The sequence below is a fragment of the Oceanobacillus halophilus genome (assembly GCF_003628505.1).
Taxonomy (GTDB): domain Bacteria; phylum Bacillota; class Bacilli; order Bacillales; family Amphibacillaceae; genus Oceanobacillus; species Oceanobacillus halophilus.
This window is the reverse complement of sequence record NZ_RBZP01000014.1, coordinates 51,743-76,053: the sequence shown is the minus strand read 5'-3', so window position 1 is coordinate 76,053 and position 24,311 is coordinate 51,743. Positions and strand designations below refer to the sequence as shown.

General features: G+C 36.5%; 19 protein-coding genes. 4 read left to right on the top strand and 15 right to left on the bottom strand.

Translation table 11 applies throughout. The features are described 5' to 3' along the window. Nucleotides 1–180 precede the first annotated feature (180 nt). The 3 genes from addA to D8M06_RS14615 all read right to left on the bottom strand — a co-directional run bounded on the left by addA (nt 181) and on the right by D8M06_RS14615 (nt 8,202). A complete protein-coding gene (gene addA / locus D8M06_RS14625; protein WP_121205203.1) occupies nt 181–3,918 on the bottom strand; it encodes a helicase-exonuclease AddAB subunit AddA in 3,738 nt (1,245 codons plus the stop codon). Further along, nucleotides 3,911–7,420, bottom strand: a complete 3,510-nt coding sequence (gene addB / locus D8M06_RS14620; RefSeq protein ID WP_121205201.1) for a helicase-exonuclease AddAB subunit AddB — start codon at nt 7,418–7,420, stop codon at nt 3,911–3,913. The genes addA and addB overlap by 8 nt, the downstream gene beginning before the upstream one ends. Before the next feature lie 119 nt (nt 7,421–7,539). Then, on the bottom strand, nt 7,540–8,202 hold the full coding sequence (locus tag D8M06_RS14615; RefSeq protein ID WP_121205199.1) for a TVP38/TMEM64 family protein: 663 nt from the start codon (nt 8,200–8,202) through the stop codon (nt 7,540–7,542). Nucleotides 8,203–8,430: 228 nt separating this feature from the next. Here D8M06_RS14615 and D8M06_RS14610 point away from each other — a divergent pair, with 228 nt between their 5' ends. Further along, complete coding sequence (locus tag D8M06_RS14610; protein WP_121205197.1) at nt 8,431–8,820, top strand: YhjD family protein; 390 nt, start codon at nt 8,431–8,433, stop codon at nt 8,818–8,820. On the opposite strand, the gene D8M06_RS14605 is transcribed toward D8M06_RS14610, so the two are convergent. From D8M06_RS14605 to D8M06_RS14590, 5 genes are all read right to left on the bottom strand, one after another. Continuing rightward, nucleotides 8,756–9,289 carry a competence protein ComK gene (locus D8M06_RS14605; RefSeq protein ID WP_121205195.1) on the bottom strand — a complete coding sequence of 178 codons (534 nt, stop codon included), beginning with the start codon at nt 9,287–9,289 and terminating at the stop codon, nt 8,756–8,758. The two genes, D8M06_RS14610 and D8M06_RS14605, sit on opposite strands and share 65 nt — an antisense overlap. Nucleotides 9,290–9,394: 105 nt before the next feature. Next, on the bottom strand, nt 9,395–9,538 hold the full coding sequence (locus D8M06_RS19875) for a hypothetical protein (RefSeq protein WP_158591797.1): 144 nt from the start codon (nt 9,536–9,538) through the stop codon (nt 9,395–9,397). Between the two features lie 235 nt (nt 9,539–9,773). Then, a complete protein-coding gene (locus tag D8M06_RS14600) occupies nt 9,774–11,321 on the bottom strand; it encodes a fatty acid--CoA ligase family protein (protein ID WP_121205192.1) in 1,548 nt (515 codons plus the stop codon). Nucleotides 11,322–12,082: 761 nt separating this feature from the next. Next, nucleotides 12,083–13,078: a lipoate--protein ligase gene (locus tag D8M06_RS14595; protein ID WP_121205190.1), complete on the bottom strand. Its 996-nt coding sequence runs from the start codon at nt 13,076–13,078 to the stop codon at nt 12,083–12,085. An 87-nt stretch (nt 13,079–13,165) separates the two neighbouring features. Next, nucleotides 13,166–13,897, bottom strand: a complete 732-nt coding sequence (locus tag D8M06_RS14590) for an MBL fold metallo-hydrolase (RefSeq protein ID WP_121205189.1) — start codon at nt 13,895–13,897, stop codon at nt 13,166–13,168. 105 nt (nt 13,898–14,002) lie between these two features. On the opposite strand from D8M06_RS14590, the gene yhfH reads away from it, so the two are divergent. Together yhfH and pepF are read left to right on the top strand one after the other, a co-directional pair. Next, nucleotides 14,003–14,131, top strand: coding sequence for a protein YhfH (gene yhfH / locus D8M06_RS14585; RefSeq protein WP_121205187.1), 129 nt, complete (start codon nt 14,003–14,005; stop codon nt 14,129–14,131). Nucleotides 14,132–15,037: 906 nt separating this feature from the next. Continuing rightward, the gene (gene pepF / locus D8M06_RS14580; RefSeq protein ID WP_121205185.1) at nt 15,038–16,852 is read left to right on the top strand and encodes an oligoendopeptidase F; all 1,815 of its coding nucleotides are present in this window, start codon (nt 15,038–15,040) and stop codon (nt 16,850–16,852) included. Between the two features lie 248 nt (nt 16,853–17,100). Here the strand turns inward: pepF and hemY are convergent, their stop codons facing one another. Genes hemY through hemE form a run of 3 tightly spaced genes read right to left on the bottom strand, consistent with a single transcriptional unit; the run spans nt 17,101 to nt 20,497 of the window. After that, on the bottom strand, nt 17,101–18,504 hold the full coding sequence (hemY, locus tag D8M06_RS14575; RefSeq protein ID WP_121205183.1) for a protoporphyrinogen oxidase: 1,404 nt from the start codon (nt 18,502–18,504) through the stop codon (nt 17,101–17,103). Further along, nucleotides 18,504–19,439: a ferrochelatase gene (gene hemH, locus D8M06_RS14570; protein ID WP_121205180.1), complete on the bottom strand. Its 936-nt coding sequence runs from the start codon at nt 19,437–19,439 to the stop codon at nt 18,504–18,506. The genes hemY and hemH overlap by 1 nt, the downstream gene beginning before the upstream one ends. 23 nt (nt 19,440–19,462) lie before the next feature. Next, entirely contained in the window at nt 19,463–20,497 is a 1,035-nt protein-coding gene (hemE, locus tag D8M06_RS14565) for a uroporphyrinogen decarboxylase (RefSeq protein ID WP_121205178.1), read from the bottom strand. A 481-nt stretch (nt 20,498–20,978) separates the two neighbouring features. Here hemE and D8M06_RS14560 point away from each other — a divergent pair, with 481 nt between their 5' ends. Beyond that, entirely contained in the window at nt 20,979–21,482 is a 504-nt protein-coding gene (locus D8M06_RS14560; protein WP_121205176.1) for an antibiotic biosynthesis monooxygenase family protein, read from the top strand. 83 nt (nt 21,483–21,565) lie between these two features. Here D8M06_RS14560 and D8M06_RS14555 read toward each other — a convergent pair whose 3' ends face one another. The 4 genes from D8M06_RS14555 to D8M06_RS14540 all read right to left on the bottom strand — a co-directional run bounded on the left by D8M06_RS14555 (nt 21,566) and on the right by D8M06_RS14540 (nt 24,304). After that, nucleotides 21,566–22,039, bottom strand: coding sequence for a thioredoxin family protein (locus D8M06_RS14555; protein ID WP_121205174.1), 474 nt, complete (start codon nt 22,037–22,039; stop codon nt 21,566–21,568). After that, nucleotides 22,039–22,488, bottom strand: a complete 450-nt coding sequence (locus tag D8M06_RS14550) for a disulfide oxidoreductase (protein WP_121205172.1) — start codon at nt 22,486–22,488, stop codon at nt 22,039–22,041. The genes D8M06_RS14555 and D8M06_RS14550 overlap by 1 nt, the downstream gene beginning before the upstream one ends. Before the next feature lie 125 nt (nt 22,489–22,613). Beyond that, nucleotides 22,614–23,243: a response regulator gene (locus D8M06_RS14545; RefSeq protein WP_121205170.1), complete on the bottom strand. Its 630-nt coding sequence runs from the start codon at nt 23,241–23,243 to the stop codon at nt 22,614–22,616. A gap of 17 nt (nt 23,244–23,260) precedes the next feature. Continuing rightward, nucleotides 23,261–24,304 (bottom strand): sensor histidine kinase, encoded by a 1,044-nt coding sequence (locus tag D8M06_RS14540; protein ID WP_121205168.1) that lies wholly within the window; start codon nt 24,302–24,304, stop codon nt 23,261–23,263. Nucleotides 24,305–24,311: the final 7 nt, after the last annotated feature.

Below are 24,311 nucleotides of genomic sequence, written 5' to 3'. Positions count from 1 at the left end.
ATAGCCAGCTTTCCTTAGTGAGAGCTGGCTGGATTGTTATAGGGAATGAATAAAAGTTAACGCTGTCATGTGAATATGAGCATTAATATTATGAACATTAGTTTTTTCACCTTAAATAGTAGTATTTCTCCCCATCTCAGCAAAAAAACACCCTGCAGCCTAAACTGCAGAGTGCGATTTTCAATCCTTTTTTGGAACTTCAACCAACAATTGCTTGGAAAAGAAGTACAGATATGTTTCTTTCACTGGCTGTTTCCAAATTGCTTCAATAGCATGACGGTAAAGATCCATTTGTGTTTCATATCGTTTAATTAACTTTTGCTTTAGGTCCTCGGAAATACTATCCTCTAATATGGCATCTGTCTTATAATCCAGAATAATCCAGCCGTCCTCCCAAGGGATGAGGCAGTCAATTACCCCTTGGATAAGTACACGTTCTTCTGTGCTTGACCAAGCTGCGTACACATCGCTTGCAGGTAGTGTCAAACTAAATGGAACTTCACGCCTAATAGAAGTTGATTCCTTCATCATTAGAGCAGCGATGTCCGTACCAAAGAATTCCTCAATTGCGTGAATATCAATGATCTCAGCCTCTTGTCTTGATAAAATCTCTTTTTCCACAAAACCTTCTAATGCTTCTTCAATTTCTGCGTAATCAAGGACTTTTCTAAGAGGTAAATGCTGCATTACTGTATGCATGGCTGTTCCACGTTCAGCAGCTGTCACAACTTTTTCCTTTTGCATGAAGTTTGGACGTTTTACAATTGGTGGCTTAAACTCTTGTACCAATTGATCAGCACTATATTCATCTTTTATCTCTCGTTGTCGTTTAATTTCCGTGACAGATTGCTTTGCACGTGATTTTGCCGCTTGTTGATATGGATATTCGTAGGACAACATCCCATTCACTTTTTGAGCAAGCTCTTCATCTTTCACATCCACATGTTGCCACTTCAGAATTTTTTCTTGTAATTCCATATCAGATTCAGCGGAAGATTCTTCTAAATTCGTATATTCACTAGCATGAACAATTGTGATATCCCATTTAGACGGATCAATCTGTATATCTTTCAACACGACATCCTTAACTTCACCTGCATGTAATGCATCACTATCCTGATGACGAATTAAAGCTGGTCCTACCCAATCTAAGAAAGTCTTCGCACCTAAGCGGAAATAAGCTGGAAGCACCCACTGAGAATGATCAATCATATTTTGCCATTTCTCCAGTTTCTTTTCAAAAGAATGGACATTGCCTATCATCACTAACTTTTCTTTTGCACGTGTTAAGGCAACATAAAGTACACGCATTTCTTCTGCTAGCAATTCACGTTTTTCTTCTGCCTGTAGTGCATAATGGAAAAGCGTTGGGTATGTGATTCGTTTAACTGGATCAATATACTTACTGGCAAATCCTAAATCTTTATGTAAAAGATATTTCTGGTTCAGATCTTGCATGTTAAACTGCTTGTCCATTGCTCCCATAATGACAACAGGAAATTCCAGTCCTTTACTTTTATGAATCGTCATAATTCGAACAACATCTTCCTGTTCACTCAATGCACGTGCAGCACCTAAATCATCGCCCCGCTCTTCCATTCTTTCAATAAAACGTAAGAAACGGAATAACCCACGAAATGATGTTTTTTCATAGCCTCTAGCCCTGTCAAATAGTGCACGTAAATTTGCTTGTCGCTGACGACCACCAGGCATCCCACCAACAAAGTCATAATAACCAGTCTCTTGATAAATATCCCAGATTAATTCCGATAAAGCCCCTTGTCTGGATGCCATGCGGAATTGATTCAGTTGCTGTAGAAACCTACTCACTTTTTCAGCCGTGTCATCCGATTGTTGTTGTTTATATTTTTTTAATGCATCATAGTATGACTTATATTTATCTGCTAATCGTATTCTAGCTAATTCATCTTCCGTCAAATCTACAATCGGAGATTTTAATACGGATGCAAGCGGGATATCCTGTCTCGGATTGTCTATCGCTTTTAACAGGCTAATCATTATCTTTACTTCAATTGCCTCAAAATAACCAGAAGAAAGTTCTGCATAAACAGAAATTCCCTGTTCTTTCAATTCATCTACAATCGTTGGTGCCCATGTCATAGAGCGTAATAAAATAACTATATCACGATATTGAACGTCACGCTGAGCGCCAGTTGCTTTATCAAAAACTTGTAGTGGTGAATTTCCATCCCCACTACCTATCCATTTTTTTATTTTTCCAGCATACGCTCTCGCTTCAATCTGTGCTTTCTCTAAATCCTGAAAGCTTTCTTCATTCTCCGTCTGATTCTTAGCATCCTCTGTTTCCTCCCTGTCTATAATCAGTAATTCTGGATGAGGCTCTGAGAACTCATATTCATCATACGTTTTATTACCGTAAATTAGCTCGGCCTTTTCGTCATATGCTATATCTCCTAATGCTTCGTCAAGTATTTGCCGGAAAATGTAATTGGCACCAATTAATACTTGTTCCCTGCTTCGGAAATTCCTTGCTAAATCAATTCTTCTCCCTACTGCATTTGCATCAGCAAATTGTTTGTATTTTTGAATAAACAAGGATGGTTCTGCATGCCGGAAACGATAAATGCTTTGCTTAACATCTCCCACCATAAACCGATTCCCCGGTCCCGTTTGATCACTGATTAATGACAAAATCGTTTCTTGTACCAAGTTCGTATCCTGGTATTCATCAACCAATACCTCACTAAACTGATTTTGAAATTGAATCGCCACACTAGATGGAATAATCTCCTTAGAAGTAGAATTCTCATCTACTAAAAGTTTTAGGCAAAAATGTTCTAAATCTGAGAAATCGACCAAAGCTTTTTCCCGCTTTTGTTCTGCAAATCTTTCATCAAATTGTTTAACCATTTCCGTTAGTTCTTTAATAACAGGAGCAAGCTCCCTCATGTCTTCAATATGACTAGCTAGTTCCCTACTAAACCACTTCTCTTTCATGTTTTTCCATCGACCTTTATAACTGTCACGCAAATTCTTCACTTTCTTTTTCTTTCCTTCATCACATTCCTGCTTCTTCCCTGATAATCTTCCAAAATCATTATCACTTATAAAAGCCTGCAAGGTTTCCCAAGAAGTGAAATTGCCTCTAGCATTCTGTAACAATAAGAGGTCTTTGTCGATCGTTTCTGCGTACTGATATGGGCCATCATTCTCTCTAGTAATTTCTAACGCAAGTCGCATCTCTTGTTCCATTGCAAAAAACTGTTCTTTTACTTCTCGTTTCATCAGATTTAACCAATGTAAATCTTCTTCCTGCCATTCTTCTGGGATATCATAGCTTTCTGCTAATCCTTCCAACCATAAAGATGGCCAGGGGTTTTGAATAGCAAAATCATATAACTTTAAGATAACTTTCTCAACATCAACATCACTTCGATCACTGGAGAAACGATCTACAACAGCAAAGAATTGATCTAAAGCTTCACCTTCCATGCCATACCATTCTTCAAATAAGTCATCTAGCACTTCTTGTTTGATTAAATCAGCTTCCATATCATCTGCAATCCGAAAGGCGGGATCAATATCAAGCAAATAGGCATATTTCTTTACTGCATCTAAGCAAAAGGAATGCAAGGTCGAAATAGATGCACGCTGTAATAAAGATAACTGCTTTTTTAGGTGAATGGAAGTTGGATTTTGTTCCAATGCTTCTTCTAACGCAAGACCTACACGATTGCGCATTTCCTGTGCTGCAGCATTGGTGAATGTTACAACAAGCAAGGAATCAATATCAACGGGAGAATCTTTTTTCAGCAGTTTTTGAATTATTCTTTCGACGAGCACAGCTGTTTTACCCGAACCTGCAGCTGCTGCGACAAGGATATCACTGCCATCTGTATATATTGCTTCTTCTTGTTCCTTCGTCCAACTAACCATCGATATTACCCTCCTTACTAATCTTTTCAAGTATTTCTTCATCTTTCATTGCTTTTAATTTTCGGTAGTTATTTTCTTCTAACATTGAATCAAATTGACAGACTGAGAGGAATGGACAATAGGTGCATGGAATATTCTTATCCTTATCCTGATACGGATTTAAGTGCACTCCACCTGAAGTAATGTCAATTCCAGCTTGCTTCATCAGATGATGAATATGATTTTGCAGTTGAGAGAATGTTTCTCCTTCTGCGACCTTTGAATCTTTGTCAAAATCTCCATCTTTTTTCAGCCCAGCAGGAATGACATCACTTTTTATTCGTCCGTTTGCCTCTTCAAAAGTTGTATCCATCATCTTAACAATTTCAGTGTCTGATAATAATAACCCCTTCATCTTAAACTTCTTAAAGATTTCCTCATTAACCTTGTCCAATTCGATTTTCCCGTTTTTCGAGATCATTGGATTATGCACATGGAAGTAAAGAACTCCAGCTGGTGTCGCTTTTTGTTGGAGCCATTTCTCAGAATGCGTTATTACCACATCTAAATAAGCAAGCATTTGTAAGGCTAAACCATAATAAACCTCTACTAAGTTTAATCCTTTGGAACTTGATTTATAGTCAATGATTCGTAGGTATAAATCATCGACATTTGTCGCCTTGTCTATACGGTCAATCCGCCCTCTTAACAACAATTCATATCCATTTGGCAGTTTCATTGAAAGAGGAGGCAAATCTTCTCCTATTCCAAATCCAAGTTCCAATCCAACTGGTGAAAAATTACTTCTCCTTGCTTGTTCACTGAGGATAAACGTCGCTCTTGCTATAATCTCCTGCAACTTTTGGCTAATATATTTATGCCGATTAGAACTATGCAAAATTTGATGTTGCAATATTGGAGCTAAATTACCTACAGCTCTTCCAGCATAATTATTTGCATCATTTTGATTTAACTGAGAGTAGTCCCTGCCCTCTGCTTGAATCCATTCTGTAATAATTTTTATTGCCTCGTGAAAGAGCATTCCAATGTCAGGAGCATCTAATTTATATGTTTTGCGCTCCTCCAATTTCAGACTATATTTTGCAAAATGCTGATAAGAACATCGATAATAAGATTCTAAACGACTGACACTCGCCTTAATCTCTTTTGGATATAGTTCTTCTACCGTATCTGGAGTAAGGTCCATTGGCTTATTTTGATAGTACAAACTTTGTAAAATTTTGTATGTGGTACTTTTCTTGGAGTGATTATCCACATACCAATTCAATACATGCCACCAAATATTCTGTATAGGGTATCCTTTTCTTGTACGAGATAGCTGAGAAGTAAGTGCCGACCTAGTTTTTACTGGTGTTGTGATAAATCGCTCTGCCTCATATAGTTCATCCGGATCTTGTAGAAGCATATGCTCTGCATTTTTAGGGAATAAATCTTCCATTCGTTTCACAAGTTGAGAAGGCATCCTTGCTTTTCCTTCTTCATCACTTAATGGGTAACTGATCCATAGCCTATCTTTTGCTGCAGTAAAGGATAGGTACATATAAAACCAGTCATCAAGCAATTGTCTTTTACTGCTATCTGCAAGCTGAACCCCTTGTTCCTTTAACCTTTCTCTCTCCTCTTCACTAATCATTCCATCTCCAGATGGCTTCATTGGCCAGCTTCCTTCATTAACACCAAGTAAAAAAGCACATTTAATTCCGCTAATTCTTGAGCGATCAATGGAGCCTACAATAACATGGTCAATACTCGGTGGTACATGGGAAAATGATAGTGTTTCAAATCCTGCATTTAAGGCCTTACTAAATGTAGAGATAGTCATTTCTTCTTCTCCAGCTATTTGCACCATCTCATCCAATAGTTGAATAACCGCACTCCAAACTTGCTCCTGTTCTCGCCCCTTTTCTAATAAGCCTTCTTCATCATAGTACGTACGCATTCTTTCCAGACGGTTTGGTGCACCAACTTTTTCTAACAACATGTAAATTAGCTCACATAATTCTTTTACTGTTATTGCCTGACGAATTTTCTCATCAAATTCCCCTAGTGCAAGTACTACTTGTTTACGATAACGGTTAATGCGAATTTGCGTCTCTCGTTCATGGTTTGTTTGAACAGCTTGTTCAAAGCCACGAAAGCGTTGGAACTTCCATTCTTTATTACCAAACCAGCGTTCACGGGACCTGATTCCATACTCTAAACAATAGTTCTCCAGTTCATCAATGGCATCATTAGTTAAAGGATACTCTTCATCTGATTGTGGTATAAAACCCGTTTTTAACACACGAAATATTGCATCGTATCGCCAATTGCCTTCCACAATATCTAATACCGACCGAATAAACTCAATCAATGAATGGTTTAGCATTGTCCTTTTTTCATCGATGAACACAGGGATATCATGATCATCAAAAATCGTATGGATCAAATCATGGTAAACTTCCGACTGTCTTATAAAAACTGCAATATCCTGAAAACGATAATTTTCATCTCGGACGAGTCGAAGGATTTCTTGTGCCGCCCCTTCCACTTCTGCCCGCGGATGTACCGCTTCTGCTAACTGTATAGGTGCTTTCTCCTTAAATGCAGGTGCCGGTCGTGTTTCAAAATATTGCTCCAAATGAGCAAAATGGGCACGATGACGGAATTTTCCTTTTTCTGGTAGCATTCGTATCGTATCGTTAATGGGTATATCATTCTCGAATGCAATTTGCTGTAATACCTGATATGTTTCTGTTGTCTGATAAAATAAGTCTAATTCATTTGCATCCTTGTTCGGATCATCTAATGTCAGTGTAACCGTAATTGACTGGCAGGTCCTCATTAACTGTTCCACAACCTGTAATTCTTGAGGGGTAAAACGATGAAAACCATCGAGATAGATTTCTGCACCTTGTAAGAGCTTAGATTCTTTTACTTTTTCAGCTAACAATTGTAATTGATCTTCACTATCGATGTATTGATTTTCCAAAGCAAGCACCAATTTATCATAAATATAAAAAAGGTCCTCTAACTTCTGAGCAAGTGCTTCTTCACCCGGTTCTTTATGTACAAACATTCTCATATGTTCAAGTTGTGCTTTCAGAACCTCTGGTGTCACTTGATATCGTTTGAATTCCGTTATCATTTCTTCTAATTGCTTTAGAAATCCCTGTTTCTCCATGGCTTTATTGAAAGTACGCCATTCCCCTTGCTTTTCTTCAATTATTTTTCGAAGCATCATCTGAATCCCGACGGAACTAATAAACTGTTTCGTTGCGCCACCGGTTTCCTGCAGTATACGCCAAGCAAGTCTAGAAAAACTCACTACTTGTGCACGAATACTTCCTTGCAGTTCCTTATCATTGAATAATGTGTATTCCTGCTGAAACGTCATTTGATCAGGTACTATATAAAAAATCGGTTTACCCAATGGATCATGCATCTGTTTTTCTTTTATCTCATCAAGCATTCTACCACTTTTTCCTGTTCCAGATCTCCCTATAATGAATCGGAGTCCCATGATTCATCCTCCATTCTTTTCCATATCTATTAAGAGTGTTGACTATGTAGTAAAAGTTTTAAAAGATCTTCGACAAAATAGAGCCTCTACCTTCTATTTTACCAAAGGCAGAAGCTCAGTTATAGCTGATTGTCTGATTCTCCAATTTTCAACTTTTCTTCTTGCTCCATTCGTTTCTGCAACCGTTTTTCAATAAGTTTTCCTATCATCCAGAACAATCCGATAATAATAAGTACAATAATAGTTTTCATCGGATTTTCAGCAAATTCCATTATACTTGAGCCAACATAGGAAATGGAAAATATCATTACCGATTTTCCTAATAGAACAGCTAAAGCGAATTGTTGAACACTTACCTTGGACAACCCAGCTACGACATTGATTACTGCAGAAGGAGAAAATGGAAAAGCAAGCAATAAAAACAGCGGTCCAAATCCGTGTTTCTCCACCCAAGTGGTTACAGCTGTTACTTGTTTGGTGTGCCGAATTTTTGTGACCCATTTTCGATTCCTTAAATGCCGTATAATCATAAATACAGTGATAGCTCCAGAACTAGCACCTAGCCAGGATAATAAAAATCCTTCAAACAAGCCGTATGCAGCAGCATTTGCTATAACAAATACAATTAATGGTAAGAATGGCAGGAATGCTTCAACAAAAGGAAGGAAGAATCCTGGTAATGGTCCCAAACCCTCGTATTGATCCAATAACTGCAGAATAACTTCTTCTACACCTTCTTGCTTAAGCATAGCTTGCCAATTTGAAAAGGTAATGGTCTGCATGTAGTTAATATCTCCTCATTCATATAAAGAATCTTGTCCTATTAGAGGTTACATAATTATATACATACCCTCATTTTAAATGAAATCATGACAATTGCATAATTCTAAGCTGATATAAGCTACTTTCTTTTCATTTTACTAAAAAATTTATAATTATGTTGTATTTTCACTTCACTTTATCATATAATAGCATAAAAAGAACAAATGTTCTATTCAGGAGGGTTTTTCATGCGCTATCTTAATGATGAGGAATTACAAATTGCTACAAGATTCCTGTTCCTGTCCATGGCTATCGTTGTGCTAAAACAAGATATTATATACATGCAAAATGGTAAATTTAAAATTAAAGAGCCTTATATTGAACTTTTAGAAAAAATGATTTCCATGGCGATTAATGAACGAAGACAACTCCGAAAGATAATGATGAGAAAAAACATTCAAGTAGTCAACTTAAATAAAAACGACTCATTCTCTTCTTTTCTTTTCACCTGTCAAGGGCGGGAAGAGAAAAGAAATTATTTTAATCCTGCCATCCGAAAAAAAGTAGAAATAATTATTCAAAATCTAATGAAGAAGGCTCTGCAACCACCTCATGCTGCAAGCGTTGCAAATACTTAAGTCTTCTATCCAATAAATAACGAAATTGAGCCGTACGCTGCACCTGATTGAGTATTGTACCGTAAGAAATATTAAGTTTTATGGATCTCGTGTTCTTAAAAATTATTTCTGTATGGTGATTAGTCAGCTTGTTTAGTTCATCGATATGAGAATGGGCTATCCAGGAACACTTAGGATTTTTTGGAGATGTTGTAGGAAAAAAATACATTCCACTTGAAGGATCAATAGAAATGGGTGTTTTGTGAGAAATACCAGATATATCTTTGGTTCCTTCCTGTCTACCTTTTAGACTTGAGCCAAATAGTTTGCACGCTTCATCAATGATTTGGTATGGGGATTTATCTACAATGAAATCTGTATCTTCATCATAAATTTTAGTAATAACTTCATTATCGAAACTTCGCTCAGCAATAAGGGCCAATGTAAATGGATTAATCTCAAAAAAAGAGGCTTCAAAATCTGTTTTCAATTCAACCTTCCTTTCATTATAAATAAAAAGAAAGTAGCTTAGCCCTAATTTAACAAATTCCGACCAAAAAAGACAGCAAAAACACAAAATATTTAAAAAACAAGATTATTCCACTTTTAATTTGCTGTTTTCTGGCTCTTCCTTTTCCGCATCATCTCCACTTCTCTTCATACGAGTTCCATTACTATCAACTACAAAGTCTGGATTTAATATTGTGAATGTATCTAACTCTGGATTCTGATTGTCCATTTCCACCAACTCCTCTTCCTTATTTTACCTATTTATTAGTTTTTTCATACATCCCAGGAGGTAAGAATACAACTCTTGACTATTAATAATTCAAGCAAATAAAGTCACTAAACATACTTTTATATATCACAAAAGCCAGATTACCAAAAGAACCTTTTCATAGTAAAAATCCGAACTTTAATACAATTAGAGTTCGGATTTTTATTCGCCTGTTTTGATGAATGTTTTTACCAATTTATTGATTAATCAATTCTCTAAGATTTTTTCTCAGGATTTTACCTGTAGTATTTTTAGGTAATTCTTCTAAAAAAGTTATCTGAGAAGGAACTTTATATTTTGCTAAGTGGGCACGTGAAAATTCAATAAGCTGCGCTTCTGTTAAAGCGTTATCATCTTTTACTACAAAAGCAAGTACTTCCTCCCCTTGTTCTGGATGCGGACTACCTATGACAGCTACTTCAGTAACATTGGGATGCGAATATAGTACTTCCTCAACTTCCCTTGGATAAACATTATACCCCCCAACAAGAATCATGTCTTTCTTTCTGTCTACAATATAAAAGTAACCTTCATCGTCCATCCGAGCCATATCACCTGTATATAACCATCCATCTCTTAAAGCAACTGCTGTTTCTTCTGGAAGTTTATAATACCCTTTCATAATATTTGGTCCCCTAGAAACAAGCTCTCCAACTTCACCAACTGGAACTTCTTCTCCCATCTCATCAACTACTTTATTTTCTACGTTACTAATATTTCTTCCAATGGAACCAGGCTTTCTCGGTCGATCCAGTGGATTGAAACATGTAACCGGAGATGCTTCGGAGAGTCCGTAACCTTCTGAAATCGTCACATTAAATGTTTCTTCAAATGCTGTCAATAACGCAACTGGCATTGCGGCTCCTCCTGATATACACAAACGAATACTATTAAAAGTAGCAGTGGCTTCACTATTTGTTTTCGCTGCTTGTAATAGAAAATTATACATAGTAGGTACTCCTGCGAAAACAGTAGCTTCATATTCATTTGCAATTCTAAATACTTCTTGAGGCGAAAATTTGGGTAATATTAGGATGGTACCACCATTCATTAATGGCGCGTTCAAAGCTACTGTAAGACAAAAAACATGAAACATCGGCAGGGCTGCAATAACACGATCGTTCTCATTAATTGTTAAGTAATCTGCTACATCTTTGGCATTTGAAAATAAATTTTTATGTGTTAGCATAGCACCTTTGGGCTTACCCGTTGTCCCTGAAGTGTATAAGATAATGGCTACATCTTCTTCTGTTACATTAGGACCTTTAAAACTAACATCCCCATGCTTTATTAATTCAGAGAACGTGATAATTTTGGAAGCAAATGGATATTGTTCCAATTGCAGATTTGGATTACTCTCACATGAAATAACATGATTAACCATAGGAAGCTCTTCAGCAATTCCAACAAACTTATCCAATAATACATCCATAGTGAAGACTGCCTTAACATCACCATTTTTCAAAATATACGAAATCTCATTCTCGGTATAAAGCGGGTTAATCGGAATGACAACTGCCCCTGCCCGTAAAGCACCATACAGACCTATAATATAGTATGGACTGTTCCCTAATACTAACGCAATATGGTCTCCCTTCTGAATGCCCATATTACTAAGCTGAGAGGCAACTTTACTTACGGCTCCTTCCAATTCCATGTAAGAAGTTTCGTTGTCCTGAAAAATATAAGCTGGTTTCTTGGACTGCTCTTTAGCTACAACCGACAACTGCTCACTTAAATTCAATTTTAATCCCCCTAGTTTGAATGAATACTCACTCATTTTTATACTACAATGTTTACAATCTTTTAACTTTTTTAAGTATAAATTATTTTCTTTTACATTTCAAGAGAAAGCGCTGCCATATCATAAAGAATTATGTCATAATATTGATTTTCCGCTCACATTATGCCAGCACTTTCATTATGAAGAGAATTTCGATCTGATCTTGTGGCAAGTCAAAGAATGTATTAAGATCCAATATTACTTAAACAGCGGCTCTTTTCTAAAAGATTGTTGCTTTTTAACACAACTTTACCTTACCTTACATTTTGTATAGACTGTGAATATTTAATTTAGAATACTGCTTAACCCCCGCTACGGAAATACACTCCGCTTTCCGCGGGGAGCTGGTGAGCCTCCTTCGTGCTGAAAAGCGTGTGCGCCTGCGTCTACTAGTATCGCTTCGAAGTGGGCTTTCTCGGCGCAAGGGAACAGTGATGTTTATTCAAGTAGTTCCCTCACTACGTAGTCTCACCGATGCTCTTCTTCCCGCAGGAAGTGGGGTTCTTCCGAGGAGGCTGAGGCCGTGCCCGCGGAAAGCGAAGTGTTCTGCCGTAGCGAATCCTAGCAGAAAATATTCATAAGTGTAAGCGAGAGCTAACTATTTTTAATTAAATATATCAACAATTTCTATCAACTATACAACTTCAAGAAGCAACAAACTATACGAAAAGAGCCTAAACAAATGAAAAACAGCCCATCAATACTAGATGAGCTGTTTCCTATTAGTAAAGAAGTCCGATAAAATCGTCTTTAGAAATTTTTCCTAGATAATGTGGCACTTCCACATCTTTTAATGCTTCTTCTATTGCTTGTCGTTCATGTCGTATACCAGTTAATTTTGCTTCTAATTCTTTAATATTACCTACCCCGAAGAAGTCACCGAAAATCTTACAATTTTCAATAACCCCTTTTTGTACATCCAAACGCACATCAACTAAACCTGCAGGAAATTTATATGATTCTTGAATATTATATTTTGGTGATTTGCCATAATTCCAATCCCATTTTTGATATCTTTTTTCAGAAATCTCGTAGATTTTCTTCCAATCGTCTTCTGTTAACACATATTCAGGAACGTCATTAATATCTTCTACATCAAACACATTTTTTAATATTTCCTCTTTAAATTCTTGCATCGTGATTTTTTCATCCATAAATTCTGAAATATTTGCTACACGACTACGAATTGATTTAATCCCCTTAGATTCAATTTTTTCCTTTTTCACTTTCAATGCTTTTGTAACCTCTTCTAGTTCAGAGTCTAGCATTAATGTACCGTGACTAAACATGCGGCCTTTGGTGGAGAACATAGCATTTCCTGAAATTTTACGACCTTCTACCGCAACATCATTACGTCCTTGTAATTCAGCAGGAACTCCTAACTTATTCAACACTTTAGTAATTGGCTGCAAGAACTTAGCAAAATTTTGAAAACTCTCACCGTCATCTTTTGTAATAAAACTAAAATTCAAATTCTGTTCATCATGGTAAACGGCTCCTCCACCAGATAGACGACGTACAACTTTAATACCTTTTTCGTCAACATAGTCAGTGTTAATTTCCTCAATCGTATTTTGGTTTCTACCTATAATGATAGATGGTTTATTAATATAAAATAGTAAATATGTATCTTTTTCACCAAAGTTTTCCAAAATATATTCTTCGATAGCTAAGTTAACCATTGGGTCTGTAATCCCTTTATTATCAATAAATTTCAAATCATAACCTCCTATAAAATAGTTCCCTATAATAGTTTAAACCAAAAATTATTGGTATTCAAAGATTAACACTTTTGCACTTTTTACTTATCCGTTCCATACGAACCCTTCTCTTGCCAATTTAATTTGACCATCAAACTTTTGTTTCGCTTCTTTCACTAGTTTAGAAATTTCTCCATATTGTGGAAGGTGTGAAAGCATTAATAACTCAACATTTGCTTGTGCTGCTATTTTTCCTGCTTCCTCACTATTCATATGCCCAGCCTTTGAACCATCTAAACCGGCATAGTAATTACAATCTGTAATAAGTAAATTAGCCTCTTTAGCAAAACTTCCCCATTCTTCCTGATAACTAGAATCTGCTGTATATACGATTACGGATTCGCCATCCGTAATACGCATTCCATAACATGGAACAGGATGATTTGTTTTTAAGAATGTTATAGAAAAGGGACCAAGTTCCAATGTTTTCGTTGGGTCATAGTTTACTCCTTTTGTATAAGTATGACTAAGTGACTCGAACCCCTCTTTATCTCCATCATGTCCATATATGGGTAATACAGCATTTTTTCCTGTTACATAATACTCAATTAATCTTGCATATTGCAAAACACCAATATCAGCAACATGATCATGATGATAATGAGAAATGATAACTGCATCGATATCAGCAACTTGTTTATACTTCTGTAGTTTTGACAATGCGCCACTTCCAACATCAATCAACAAGGAGAAATTATCTTTTTCCAATAGATAGGAAGAAGTAGCTCCATCCTTGGCAGGATAGCCACCCCAGCAACCAATAACTGTTAATTTCATAATATCACTCCTATTTTTTTAAAAAATGTTATAAAACAGTATTGACACAAGTAATACTGTTATAATACAATAATAGTACATTAACTTACCAAGGGGGAAACAAACATGGTCAACGTTCTTGAGTTTTTTAAAAATTTACCGAAAAAGCAATGCACTGAATGCGGTGGAGTAATCCACGAAAAAGCCGACTGCTACGGCAATGTCTGTGATGAGTGCGATCATCCAGCAAGATAATAAATCGTAAAACAATTTTAAAAGTATGTTATACAACAACTATTATAACAAAAAATTTCATGTAACAATCTACTCCTTCCTATCGATATTATTGATACAGCTGCTAATTAAGTAGTTGTATTTTTTCATTTTTTCATTTATTACCAAAACATTCCATGATTACTTTTTATTAGGCTGTCCCATATTTTATATAAAGATCGAATATCTTTAATTCAGAATAGCGCTCTGTTCCCGCTACGGAAATACACTACGCTTTCCACGGGGAGCTGGTGAGCCCCCTCCGTGCTGAAGATCGTGTGCGCCTGCGTCTTCCAGTAATACTTCGAAGCGGGCTTTCTCGGCGCAAGGGACAAGGAAGATTATTCAAGTAGTTCCCTCACTACGTAGTCTCACCGATGCTCTTCTTCCCGCAGGACAAGGAACGCTTCGGCAGCAAAACATCGCACGCAGAAAAAAGTGGTCTTCTTTTTTCAAGGAGTCTCCGTGTATTTCCTCCGCTTTGTGTCTGCTCTACTTGTATAAACAAAAAATATGTTGTTTATAAGAATAAAAGAACGTTCTTAAACGTGTTTCGATGAGTTATGATTTCAAAAATATTTTTGCATCTATCTTAGCGGATGCAGAATACGGAGACTCCTGCGGGAATAGCACGTGTCCGAAGACCCCGCAGCGGCGGTCTTTCCGCGAGGAGGCTGAGGCCGTGCCCGCGGAAAGCGAAGTATTCTGCCGGAGCGAATCCTAGCACAAAACTTTCATCAGTGTGAGCGAGAGCTACACTATTCATAATTAAATAGATCAGGAGTTTCTATCAACTACGATGTTTAAAAACAACTAGATATACGAAAAGTGCCTTTTTGTATTATAATTATTTAGAGTAACGAAATATATCTTTGAGAGGAGAATATGATGACAGATTTAGCTGCACAAAGCCGTAGAAGAAATGAGATTCCAGAAGAACTAAAATGGGATTTAACAGACTTATTCCCTTCACATGAAGCCTGGAAATCTCAGTTGGAAACCATCCAAAAGGAAGTCGATAACCTTACAGTATATAAAGGAAAATTAAACAACAGTGCTACCATCTTATTAGAGGCAATAAAGGAAATGGAGGCTTATCAACAAAAACTTATCCGTATTGCGACTTATGCTAACTTACGCTCCAGTGCTGATGGATCAGACCCTAATAATCAACGAGACTCTGCAAAAGTATCATCTGCATTAGCGGAAATAAGCGCCAAACTTTCTTTTTTTCAATCAGAATTATTAACATTATCCGATGAAGTGATAATGCGTTTTCAAAAAGAAGAACCTAAACTAAAAGAATATAGCAAGATGTTCACTGATTTATCAGAAGAAAAACCCCATACACTTCTACCTGAGGTTGAAGAAACACTTGCCGCATTAGGACAAGTACATAATGCGCCATACATGATCTATCAACGCGCAAAAGTATCTGACATGACGTTTGATTCTATTAAAACAGAATCTGGAGAAGAACTACCAATGTCCGCACCACTTTACGAAGATCGTTATGAGTTATCAGAGGATGCAAGCATAAGAGAAAAAGCCTATCATTCATTCACAAAAACGCTAAGTCAATATAAGAATACTTTCGCAGCGACATATTCTACCGAGGTGTCAAAACAAGTTACATTATCACGTTTGAGAAAGTACGATTCGGTTACAGACATGCTGCTTTCTTCCCAGCAAGTAACCCAACAAATGTATCATAATCAGTTAGATATTATCCAAAAAGAACTCGCTCCACATATGCGTAAATTAGCTCGTCTAAAGAAAGAAAAATTAGGTCTAGATGTCATGCGCTTTTATGATTTAAAAGCACCCTTAGATCCTAGTTTTAATCCAAATACAACTTTTGAAGAAGCAAAATCAACTATACTTGAAGCAGTAAACATAATGGGACCAGAGTATACCAAAATAATGGAAAAAGCATTAAATGAACGCTGGGTAGACTTAGCGAATAATATAGGAAAAGCGAATGGTGCCTTTTGTTCCAGTCCATACGGGGTTCATCCCTATATTTTAATTACTTGGACCGACACAATGCGTGGAGCTTTTGTTTTAGCTCATGAATTAGGGCATGCAGGTCACTTCTATCTTGCCGGTCAAAATCAATCATTAATGAATACTCGGCCTTCTATGTACTTTGTGGAGGCCCCATCAACAATCAATGAGCTATTACTAGCAAATCACTTATTGGAAAAACACAAAGATAAACGTATGCGCAGATGGATTATTACACAATTACTTGGTACTTATTACCATAATTTTGTTACCCATTTATTAGAAGGCGAATTCCAGCGTAGAGTTTATAATCTAGCTGAAAAAGGCATTCCATTAACTGCAGATGTACTATGCACACAAAAGCTGGAGGCTTTGAAAAACTTCTGGGGCGAAGATGTTCAAATCGACGAGGAAGATGGGCTAACATGGATGCGCCAGCAACATTATTATATGGGACTATATCCATATACATACTCTGCTGGCTTGACAGTATCAACTGCAGTATCTAAAAAAATTCAAACACAAGGTAAACCTGCAGTGGATCAGTGGCTTGACGTTCTTAAATCAGGTGGCACCTTAAAACCACTTGATTTGATTAAAAAAACCGGTGTCGACATGTCTAAACCAGATGCAATCAAGTTAGCTGTTGACTATGTCGGTTCACTCGTTAAAGAATTAGAAAAGAGTTATGAATAAGTAGCTGTTTAAGGAGAGGCTGGGGCAAAAGAAGTTTAATTGATATATGTTCGGGCATAACCGCTCCGGAAATATACTCGCTTTTTGTGTGAATTGTGGTCGTCTTTTGAATTAGACTCTTTAGTTCTCCCAGTCTCAATTATTGTTTGTCTTTGGCTAACCCACTGTCTTCTCCCCCAAATACCTACCTCTTCTTCAATACGACAAAAAGACCCCAAACATAAGCAATGTTCAAGGTCAATTTTGAATTATTTTAAATATCCTAATACATCCAGAGCTGCTTTTTCGCCGTTACTGATACAATCTGGTATACCTGCACCATCGTACGAGCTCCCGACTAAATACACTCCTGGTAGTCTATTCAACACATTCTCTCTCACCTTGTTCACTCGGTCCAAATGTCCAACTGTGTATTGCGGGCGAGAATTCTTCCAGCGTGTAACAAGTGTGAATTCAGGTTTTCCTTTTATTTTCATCGTTTTCTTTAGGTCTTTTAATACGATATTAATAATTTCTTCATCTGATAAGTCAACAATGTCCTGGTCACTAGGCCTTCCTACATAGCATCGTAAGAGCACTTTCCCTTCTGGAGTAGTAGTCGGCCATTTTTTGTTGGTCCAAGTACACGCGGTAATACGATAATCATTACTGTTGCGAGCTACTTGGAAGCCAGTTCCTTCGACTTTATTTTTTATCACTGTTTTATCAAAAGCAAGTACAACATTTGCAGATGAAGTTAAGGGAATGTCATTCAAAGTTTTAAAGAATTCATACTGGCTAAATACTTTTGGTACAGCATCGTGTTGCGTTGCCATAATAACAGCATCAGCCTTGTATACTTCTCCATTTCCTAACAAAACATGATAACCGTCATCCTTTTTCTCAATATGATCAACCGCTGTATTCACTTGGAGCATCTCATCATCCAAAATCTCTACTAAGCGACGGACCAACGTTTCTAAACCATCTTTAAAAGAGAAAAACATACTTACTGGTTTTGACTTATTTTTTTTGTTTGCTTTCGGCATGCTTTTTTGCAGGCCTTTCATTACACTTCCGTATTTCTGTTCCAATTGGTAAAAATTCGGATAGGTCGCCATAAGACTCATCTCGTCTATATCACCAGAATGAATCCCAGATAGTAATGGGGATATTTGCGCATCGACTACTTCATTTCCAAAGCGATGACGCATAAATCCGCCTAGAGATTGGTCTCCTTTTTTCTTACTCTTTGACAATACCAAATCAGCTAGGGCTCGTAGTTTTCCATTGAAAGAAATCATTCCTGAGGATAATAAAGCACTTACTTCTTTTGGTACCCCCATAAAGGTACCTTTTGGTAATTTATGTAATTTACTTTTTGCTAATATATAAGACTGCCCTGTTGCATTTCTAATCATTTGGTCCTGTAACCCTAATTCATTTACAAAATTTACGGCAGCTGGTTTGCGGGCTAAAAGAGAATCTGGACCTTTATCAATTGTATATCCATTATGCTTTAACGATTCAATTTTTCCGCCGAAGCGATCACTTGCTTCTATAAGTTTCAATGTGTAAGGAAGTTGTTTTTCATTAATTGTCTTTTGTAAATGGTAAGCAGCGGATAATCCAGTGATCCCGCCGCCTACAATAACAATATTTTTATGTTTCATTACGCTTCACTCTTTGCAGTATTTAATACAACTTCAGCTAAAGTATTAATGAATTGTGGATGAACATTTGGCATTTCTGGACGATAGTAGTTGACACCTAGTTCATCACAAACTACTTTACACTCATAATCATTATCATATAAAACTTCCAAGTGATCTGCTACAAATCCTACTGGTGCATATACAAATGAACGATATCCCTTTTCTTTATATAATTCACGAGTTAGATCTTGTACATCTGGTCCTAACCATGGATCAGGAGTATTTCCTTCACTTTGCCAGCCTAGAGCATAGTTTTTAACACCTGCTTCTTTTGCAACTAAGTCAGCTGTTTCTTTTAATTGATCTGGGTATGGATCACCATTTTGCAATATTTTCTCTGGTAAGCTATGTGCTGACACGATGAGGACTGCATTTTCACGCTCTTCATCGGACATTTCTGCATAGATTTTCTTAACTCCATCTGCCCAGAATTTAATGAAGCCAGATTCGTTATACCAGCTTTGGACAGAATGGATGGCAATACCATGCTTCTCCCCTTCATTGGTTGCACGCTCATTATATGATTTCACACTGAATGTAGAATAATGTGGTGCTAATACAATAGAGACAGCTTCCTTAATTCCGTCTTTCGCCATTTCATGTACAGTATCTTCAATAAAAGGGTGAATATGTTTTAAACCGATGTAAGCCTTAAATTCATATTTATCTTGACTAGAATTTAACGCTTCTTCTAAAGCTCTTGTTTGTTCTTCCGTTATTTTAGCTAAAGGAGATATACCTCCAATTGCTTTATATCGATCTTTTAAATCTTGCAAAGCCTCTGGTTCTGGTTTTCTACCATGGCGAATATGTGTGTAGTAAGGTTCAATGTCTTCTTCCTTGTATGGCGTACCATAAGCCATAACTAATAATCCTAATTTCTTTTTACTCATTTAAAGCACCTCTTTATGAATTCTCATTTCTGTGAATATCGATGAATTAACTCAGTTAATTTTTTTAATGTTGCTGGTTTAATATCTGGTGTTACACCATGCCCCAGATTAAACACGTAGTTCCCTTTCTCTAATCCCTCATCTAAAATAGCTTTGGTACGATTTTCAATAGTCTCCCATTCTGTTAATAAAATCGTAGGATCAAGGTTCCCTTGAATTACTTTCGTAACACCTAGTTCTCGGGCTTCCGTAATAGAAGTGCGCCAGTCAAGACCAATGACATCAACCGGCAAATCATTCCACTCAAGCAATAAATGTCGTGCACCTACCCCAAATATGATTAACGGGACTTGGTGTTGACGTAATTCAGAAAGTATTCTAGTCATAACAGGTTTAATAAATATGCGGTAATCAGGAGCACTTAAAGCTCCAACCCAAGAATCAAAAATCTGAATCGCACGTGCACCTGATTCAACTTGAGCTTCTACATACGTTATGATCATATCAGCTAATTTATCCATTAGCGCAAACCATGTTTCAGGCTCACGATACATTAACGCTTTCGTTTTACTATAGTTTTTTGAAGGACCACCTTCAATCATATAGCTAGCTAACGTGAACGGAGCACCACTGAAACCAATTAAAGGAACCTCCAACTGCTCCTCCGTCAAGAGACGAATCGTATCCAAGACATATGGAACATCAGCTTTCGGGTTGATTTCTCCTAACTTTTCAACGTCATGAATATTCCTTATTGGGTTATGAATAACAGGACCAATTCCAGATTTTATTTCAACGTCTATTCCTAATGAAGGAAGTGGGCTCATAATATCTTTATAAAGAATCGCAGCATCCACTCCATAGTTTTCTACCGGTAAACGTGTCACATAAGCACATAGTTCTGGTTGATGGGTAATTTCGAACAAGGAATACTTTTTCTTCAGTTCACGATATTCTGGCTGTGAACGTCCAGCCTGACGCATGAACCACGCAGGAATATAATCGGTTTCCTCTCCGTTATATGCCCTAATAATTGTATCATTTAGTTTTTTTGACATAGTTTTTCATCCTTTAGCTGTTTCTACTATAACTACTATAATATAACGACAAAAAAAGTGTAGTTATAATGGATTATTGTCACGAAATTGACTAATTTGACTTTTCATGCATTATTTACTTCAACAAATTAATTCTACCGCTTCCAACCCTGTTTCTTCAAGTTTAGTCCATGAATCATCGGAATAAGTAATAATTGCTATTCCTAATAAAACACTCACGACACTCGCTGTATTGCCTGGGAAATAGTAACCACTTAGATTACTTATCTACAAAACTTTACTAATTATAGAAAGTATTTCTGAAGAAGTCACTAAAGAGTATTATACGACATTTTTTGCAATCAAGGAAGAAATAAATACTATATATTATTTGATAATAATTATAAATTATAACACCTCTGTTACATATTCTTTTTATAATAATTTTTATTAGCAATCATATAGGGTAAAATGGAGATAAAAGAGAAGGAAGGATGATTTCATGAAAGCTTATATGACTAACGGAACATTAGATTTCCTCCAAAAAATAATTGAAACACACACAGGTATTACGTTTTACCTAATGACAAACAGCTCTGGTGCATTAGCCTATTATGAAGAAAAAAAGAAAAAAATATTTAGTTCTGGACGCACCTATGAAATCCTAAAGAATGAAGGAATTATGATTCAAGAAGGCTATATTGTTATGCAAACAATTCCAGTTACAGATGATGACCAGGCAGTATTTGAAGACCGTATAAAAAATAATCTTCTAGATAAAATGCCTGGTTTACAAGCATTTCGATTTTTAAAACCTGAGAAAGGAAATAAGTATGTAATTTTAAGCCAATGGAAATCAGTAAAAGATTATGATAAGTGGAAGCAATCGCACCGGTTTGAATTAGCACAACAAATTCTTTCAAATAAAAAACCTGCCTATCACGGCGACATACCGTTTACAACAGCATATTTTATCCATCAAGATGAAGAAAACAAAAAAAGCTAACTGAAGGAGAAGAAACTTCAGTTAGCTAACGCGATGTAAAATAAAGTGTATCTCTAAAAAGAAACTAATTGTTGAAGAGAGCCTTAATCTAAGACGTAATCATCAAAAAATGCTTGGAATTCTTCTTCCGGTCTTTGACCTACGATTCTAGCTACTTCCTCCCCCTCTTCATAATGAATCAATGTTGGGGTTGATTCAATAGCATACGGCCTAGCTTCCTGACCGAACTCCAATAGATTATATTTCACCATATCAATTCCATTTTTTTCCGCTAAGGGTACTAAATATGGTGTTGTGTTTTGACAATAGACACAAGTTGGACTATAAAAATAAACCGTTACTTCTTCCCCATTTTCCATTTTTTTGTTAAGTTCGTCCGGCAATATTTGATTTTCATAATTTGGATCATCCAACTGATCGATAGTCGCTTGATCCAAATCATCTGTACCATATGGATTATCTGCTAATGCTTGTTTATTTTGATATTGAACGACAAAGAATAATGCAATCATTAAAACAACAATGAATCCTACTATAGCTATCATTTTTTTGCCCATTAATTATTTCCTCCTTTGTTTTTCCGAGTGTTGATTAAAAGTGCCACATGTAAAATGGAGATAATGGTAAAAGCAGTTAAAGCTAGAAATGGGATAGTAATAAACCCTAAGTAGTCGACGTAAACTACATTACAAGGCACTCCACCAATACAGGCCCCCCCCATCTCCTGAAATGCTGGTACTTTTTGGATTAAGTAATGGTAAGCAGATACGAACATGCCGATACCACTAAAAACAAGCCCTGGCAGCGCAATATTAATTTCTTTTTTGATAGCTGCAACGGCATATATAACAACTAGTGGATACATCAAAATACGCTGAAACCAGCAAAGTTCACAGGGGATATAACCCATTACTTCAGAGTAAAACAAACTTCCAGCCATTGCAATAAAAGCTTGGGCCCATGCTAGTATTAATAAATTCTCTGCTTTTTTGGTTAATTTCCCCATCGATTAGATTCCTCTCTCTATTTTCTTCTCAAAGATTTACTACCCTTGTATTATACACGAGGAGAATTTCTTAATACAACTAGATTACTATAAATAACTGTTGACGCTGCAAATCAACCTTTGCATTATTTCATCAAATGATTTCGATGTACATACACCGCTGCTTGCGTGCGATCGTGTAACTCTAGCTTTGATAGAATATTACTAACATGTGTCTTCACCGTTTTAATTCCTATATATAGTTTGTCACTAATCTCCTGATTTGTCATCCCATTACCAATACACAATAATACTTCCATTTCACGCTCAGTCAAATCATCATGTGGTTTCTTCTGCTCACCACGAAAACCTGACATCATTTTTCCAGCTACTCTCGGTTCAATCACATTCTCCCCTTTAACAGCCTTTCTTATTGCCTGAATGATTTCTATTGCAGAGGAAGTTTTTAAAATATAGCTAAATGCACCAGCCTCAATAGCAGGAAATATTTGTTCATCATCATAGTAGCTTGTCAAAATAATTATTTTACAAGCCGGAAAACTTTCCATCACTTTTTTGGTTGCTTCAATTCCAGTTCCATTATCCATAATAAGATCCATTAATACAACATCTGGTTTCAGCTGTAATATAAGATCAGCACCTTCATTACCACTTGATGCTTGGCCAACAATATCAATGTCGTCTTCTGTCTGCAAATAGGCAACTATTCCTTTTCGAACCACTTCATGATCATCGACAACGAGCACACGTATCACTTAATAACATCTCCCTTTTAATCTTTATATGGTATGCGAATATCAATATATGTACCTTCATCTTTATTGGAACGAATAGTGAATGTCCCACCAAGTTCCTCACTACGTTCTCGCATCGTTTTTAATCCGTAAGAAGTTTTCCTCTCAGAATCATTGCTAATATCAAATCCTTTACCATTATCCCTTATATGAATAAACAATTCCTTTGTGCGAGTGGTTATCTCTAAATTCACCTCTGTAGCATGGGCATGACGTAAAATATTGGATAATGATTCTTGAATAATTCGAAATACGTGTTCTTCAATCGCTTCCGAAAGTACTAAATCCTCCGGTATTACTACATCAAACTTCATTTGACTTTTCTGTTTTAATTCAGCAATTAATTTGTGTATCCCCTTTGCTAACGAATCCCCAGATAAATGGACAGGTCGAAGGTGTAATAACAACGCACGCATTTCCGTTTGTGCTTGCATTGCCGCTTGTGTTACATCTTGCATTTGAGATTTGGCTAATTCAGGATTTTTTGCTAATTGTTTGCCAGCTGCTTCTGACATCATTGTAAGTGCAAACAATTGCTGACTTACTGCATCGTGTAAATCTCTAGCAATACGCTGTCGTTCTTCTATGACAGCCGCTTTATGTGCCGATTTGGCAAAATCGGTTTTTTCATCTGCCATACGCTGTAACGATTTCACTTGGCTTTGCAGCTTTTTTCCTAACTCATTCAACTCTTCTGTAATCCTACTGAATTCATCGTCATCGATTGATTGAATGTAAGATTCATAGTTTCCATTCGCATATTGTGTGATTAGTACAGACATCGCATCTAAACGTGATTTAAGAGAACCACTCGTTTGGAACCCAATAAATAAAGAAATAAAAACGGATAATATAATATATAAGATAATAAACAAAAAGATACTTTGTACAGACAACCACTCTGGATGAAATAACACATATACTGATAGGAGAATAGCTAATAAGGTAACGACGGTTAAAAACACCCCATAAAGATGAGAACGTATAAAAACATAACGAATACTAGAAAACCTTCCCTTCAACTTCCCT

What these genes read in the sequence shown, in the direction of transcription:
- addA (WP_121205203.1), bottom strand. Translation starts at nt 3,918, where the DNA reads ATGGTTAGTTGGACGAAGGAACAAGAAGAAGCAATATATACAGATGGC.
- addB (WP_121205201.1), bottom strand. Translation starts at nt 7,420, where the DNA reads ATGGGACTCCGATTCATTATAGGGAGATCTGGAACAGGAAAAAGTGGT.
- D8M06_RS14615 (WP_121205199.1), bottom strand. Translation starts at nt 8,202, where the DNA reads ATGCAGACCATTACCTTTTCAAATTGGCAAGCTATGCTTAAGCAAGAA.
- D8M06_RS14610 (WP_121205197.1), top strand. Translation starts at nt 8,431, where the DNA reads ATGCGCTATCTTAATGATGAGGAATTACAAATTGCTACAAGATTCCTG.
- D8M06_RS19875 (WP_158591797.1), bottom strand. Translation starts at nt 9,538, where the DNA reads ATGGACAATCAGAATCCAGAGTTAGATACATTCACAATATTAAATCCA.
- D8M06_RS14590 (WP_121205189.1), bottom strand. Translation starts at nt 13,897, where the DNA reads ATGAAATTAACAGTTATTGGTTGCTGGGGTGGCTATCCTGCCAAGGAT.
- yhfH (WP_121205187.1), top strand. Translation starts at nt 14,003, where the DNA reads ATGGTCAACGTTCTTGAGTTTTTTAAAAATTTACCGAAAAAGCAATGC.
- pepF (WP_121205185.1), top strand. Translation starts at nt 15,038, where the DNA reads ATGACAGATTTAGCTGCACAAAGCCGTAGAAGAAATGAGATTCCAGAA.
- hemY (WP_121205183.1), bottom strand. Translation starts at nt 18,504, where the DNA reads ATGAAACATAAAAATATTGTTATTGTAGGCGGCGGGATCACTGGATTA.
- hemH (WP_121205180.1), bottom strand. Translation starts at nt 19,439, where the DNA reads ATGAGTAAAAAGAAATTAGGATTATTAGTTATGGCTTATGGTACGCCA.
- hemE (WP_121205178.1), bottom strand. Translation starts at nt 20,497, where the DNA reads ATGTCAAAAAAACTAAATGATACAATTATTAGGGCATATAACGGAGAG.
- D8M06_RS14560 (WP_121205176.1), top strand. Translation starts at nt 20,979, where the DNA reads ATGAAAGCTTATATGACTAACGGAACATTAGATTTCCTCCAAAAAATA.
- D8M06_RS14555 (WP_121205174.1), bottom strand. Translation starts at nt 22,039, where the DNA reads ATGGGCAAAAAAATGATAGCTATAGTAGGATTCATTGTTGTTTTAATG.
- D8M06_RS14550 (WP_121205172.1), bottom strand. Translation starts at nt 22,488, where the DNA reads ATGGGGAAATTAACCAAAAAAGCAGAGAATTTATTAATACTAGCATGG.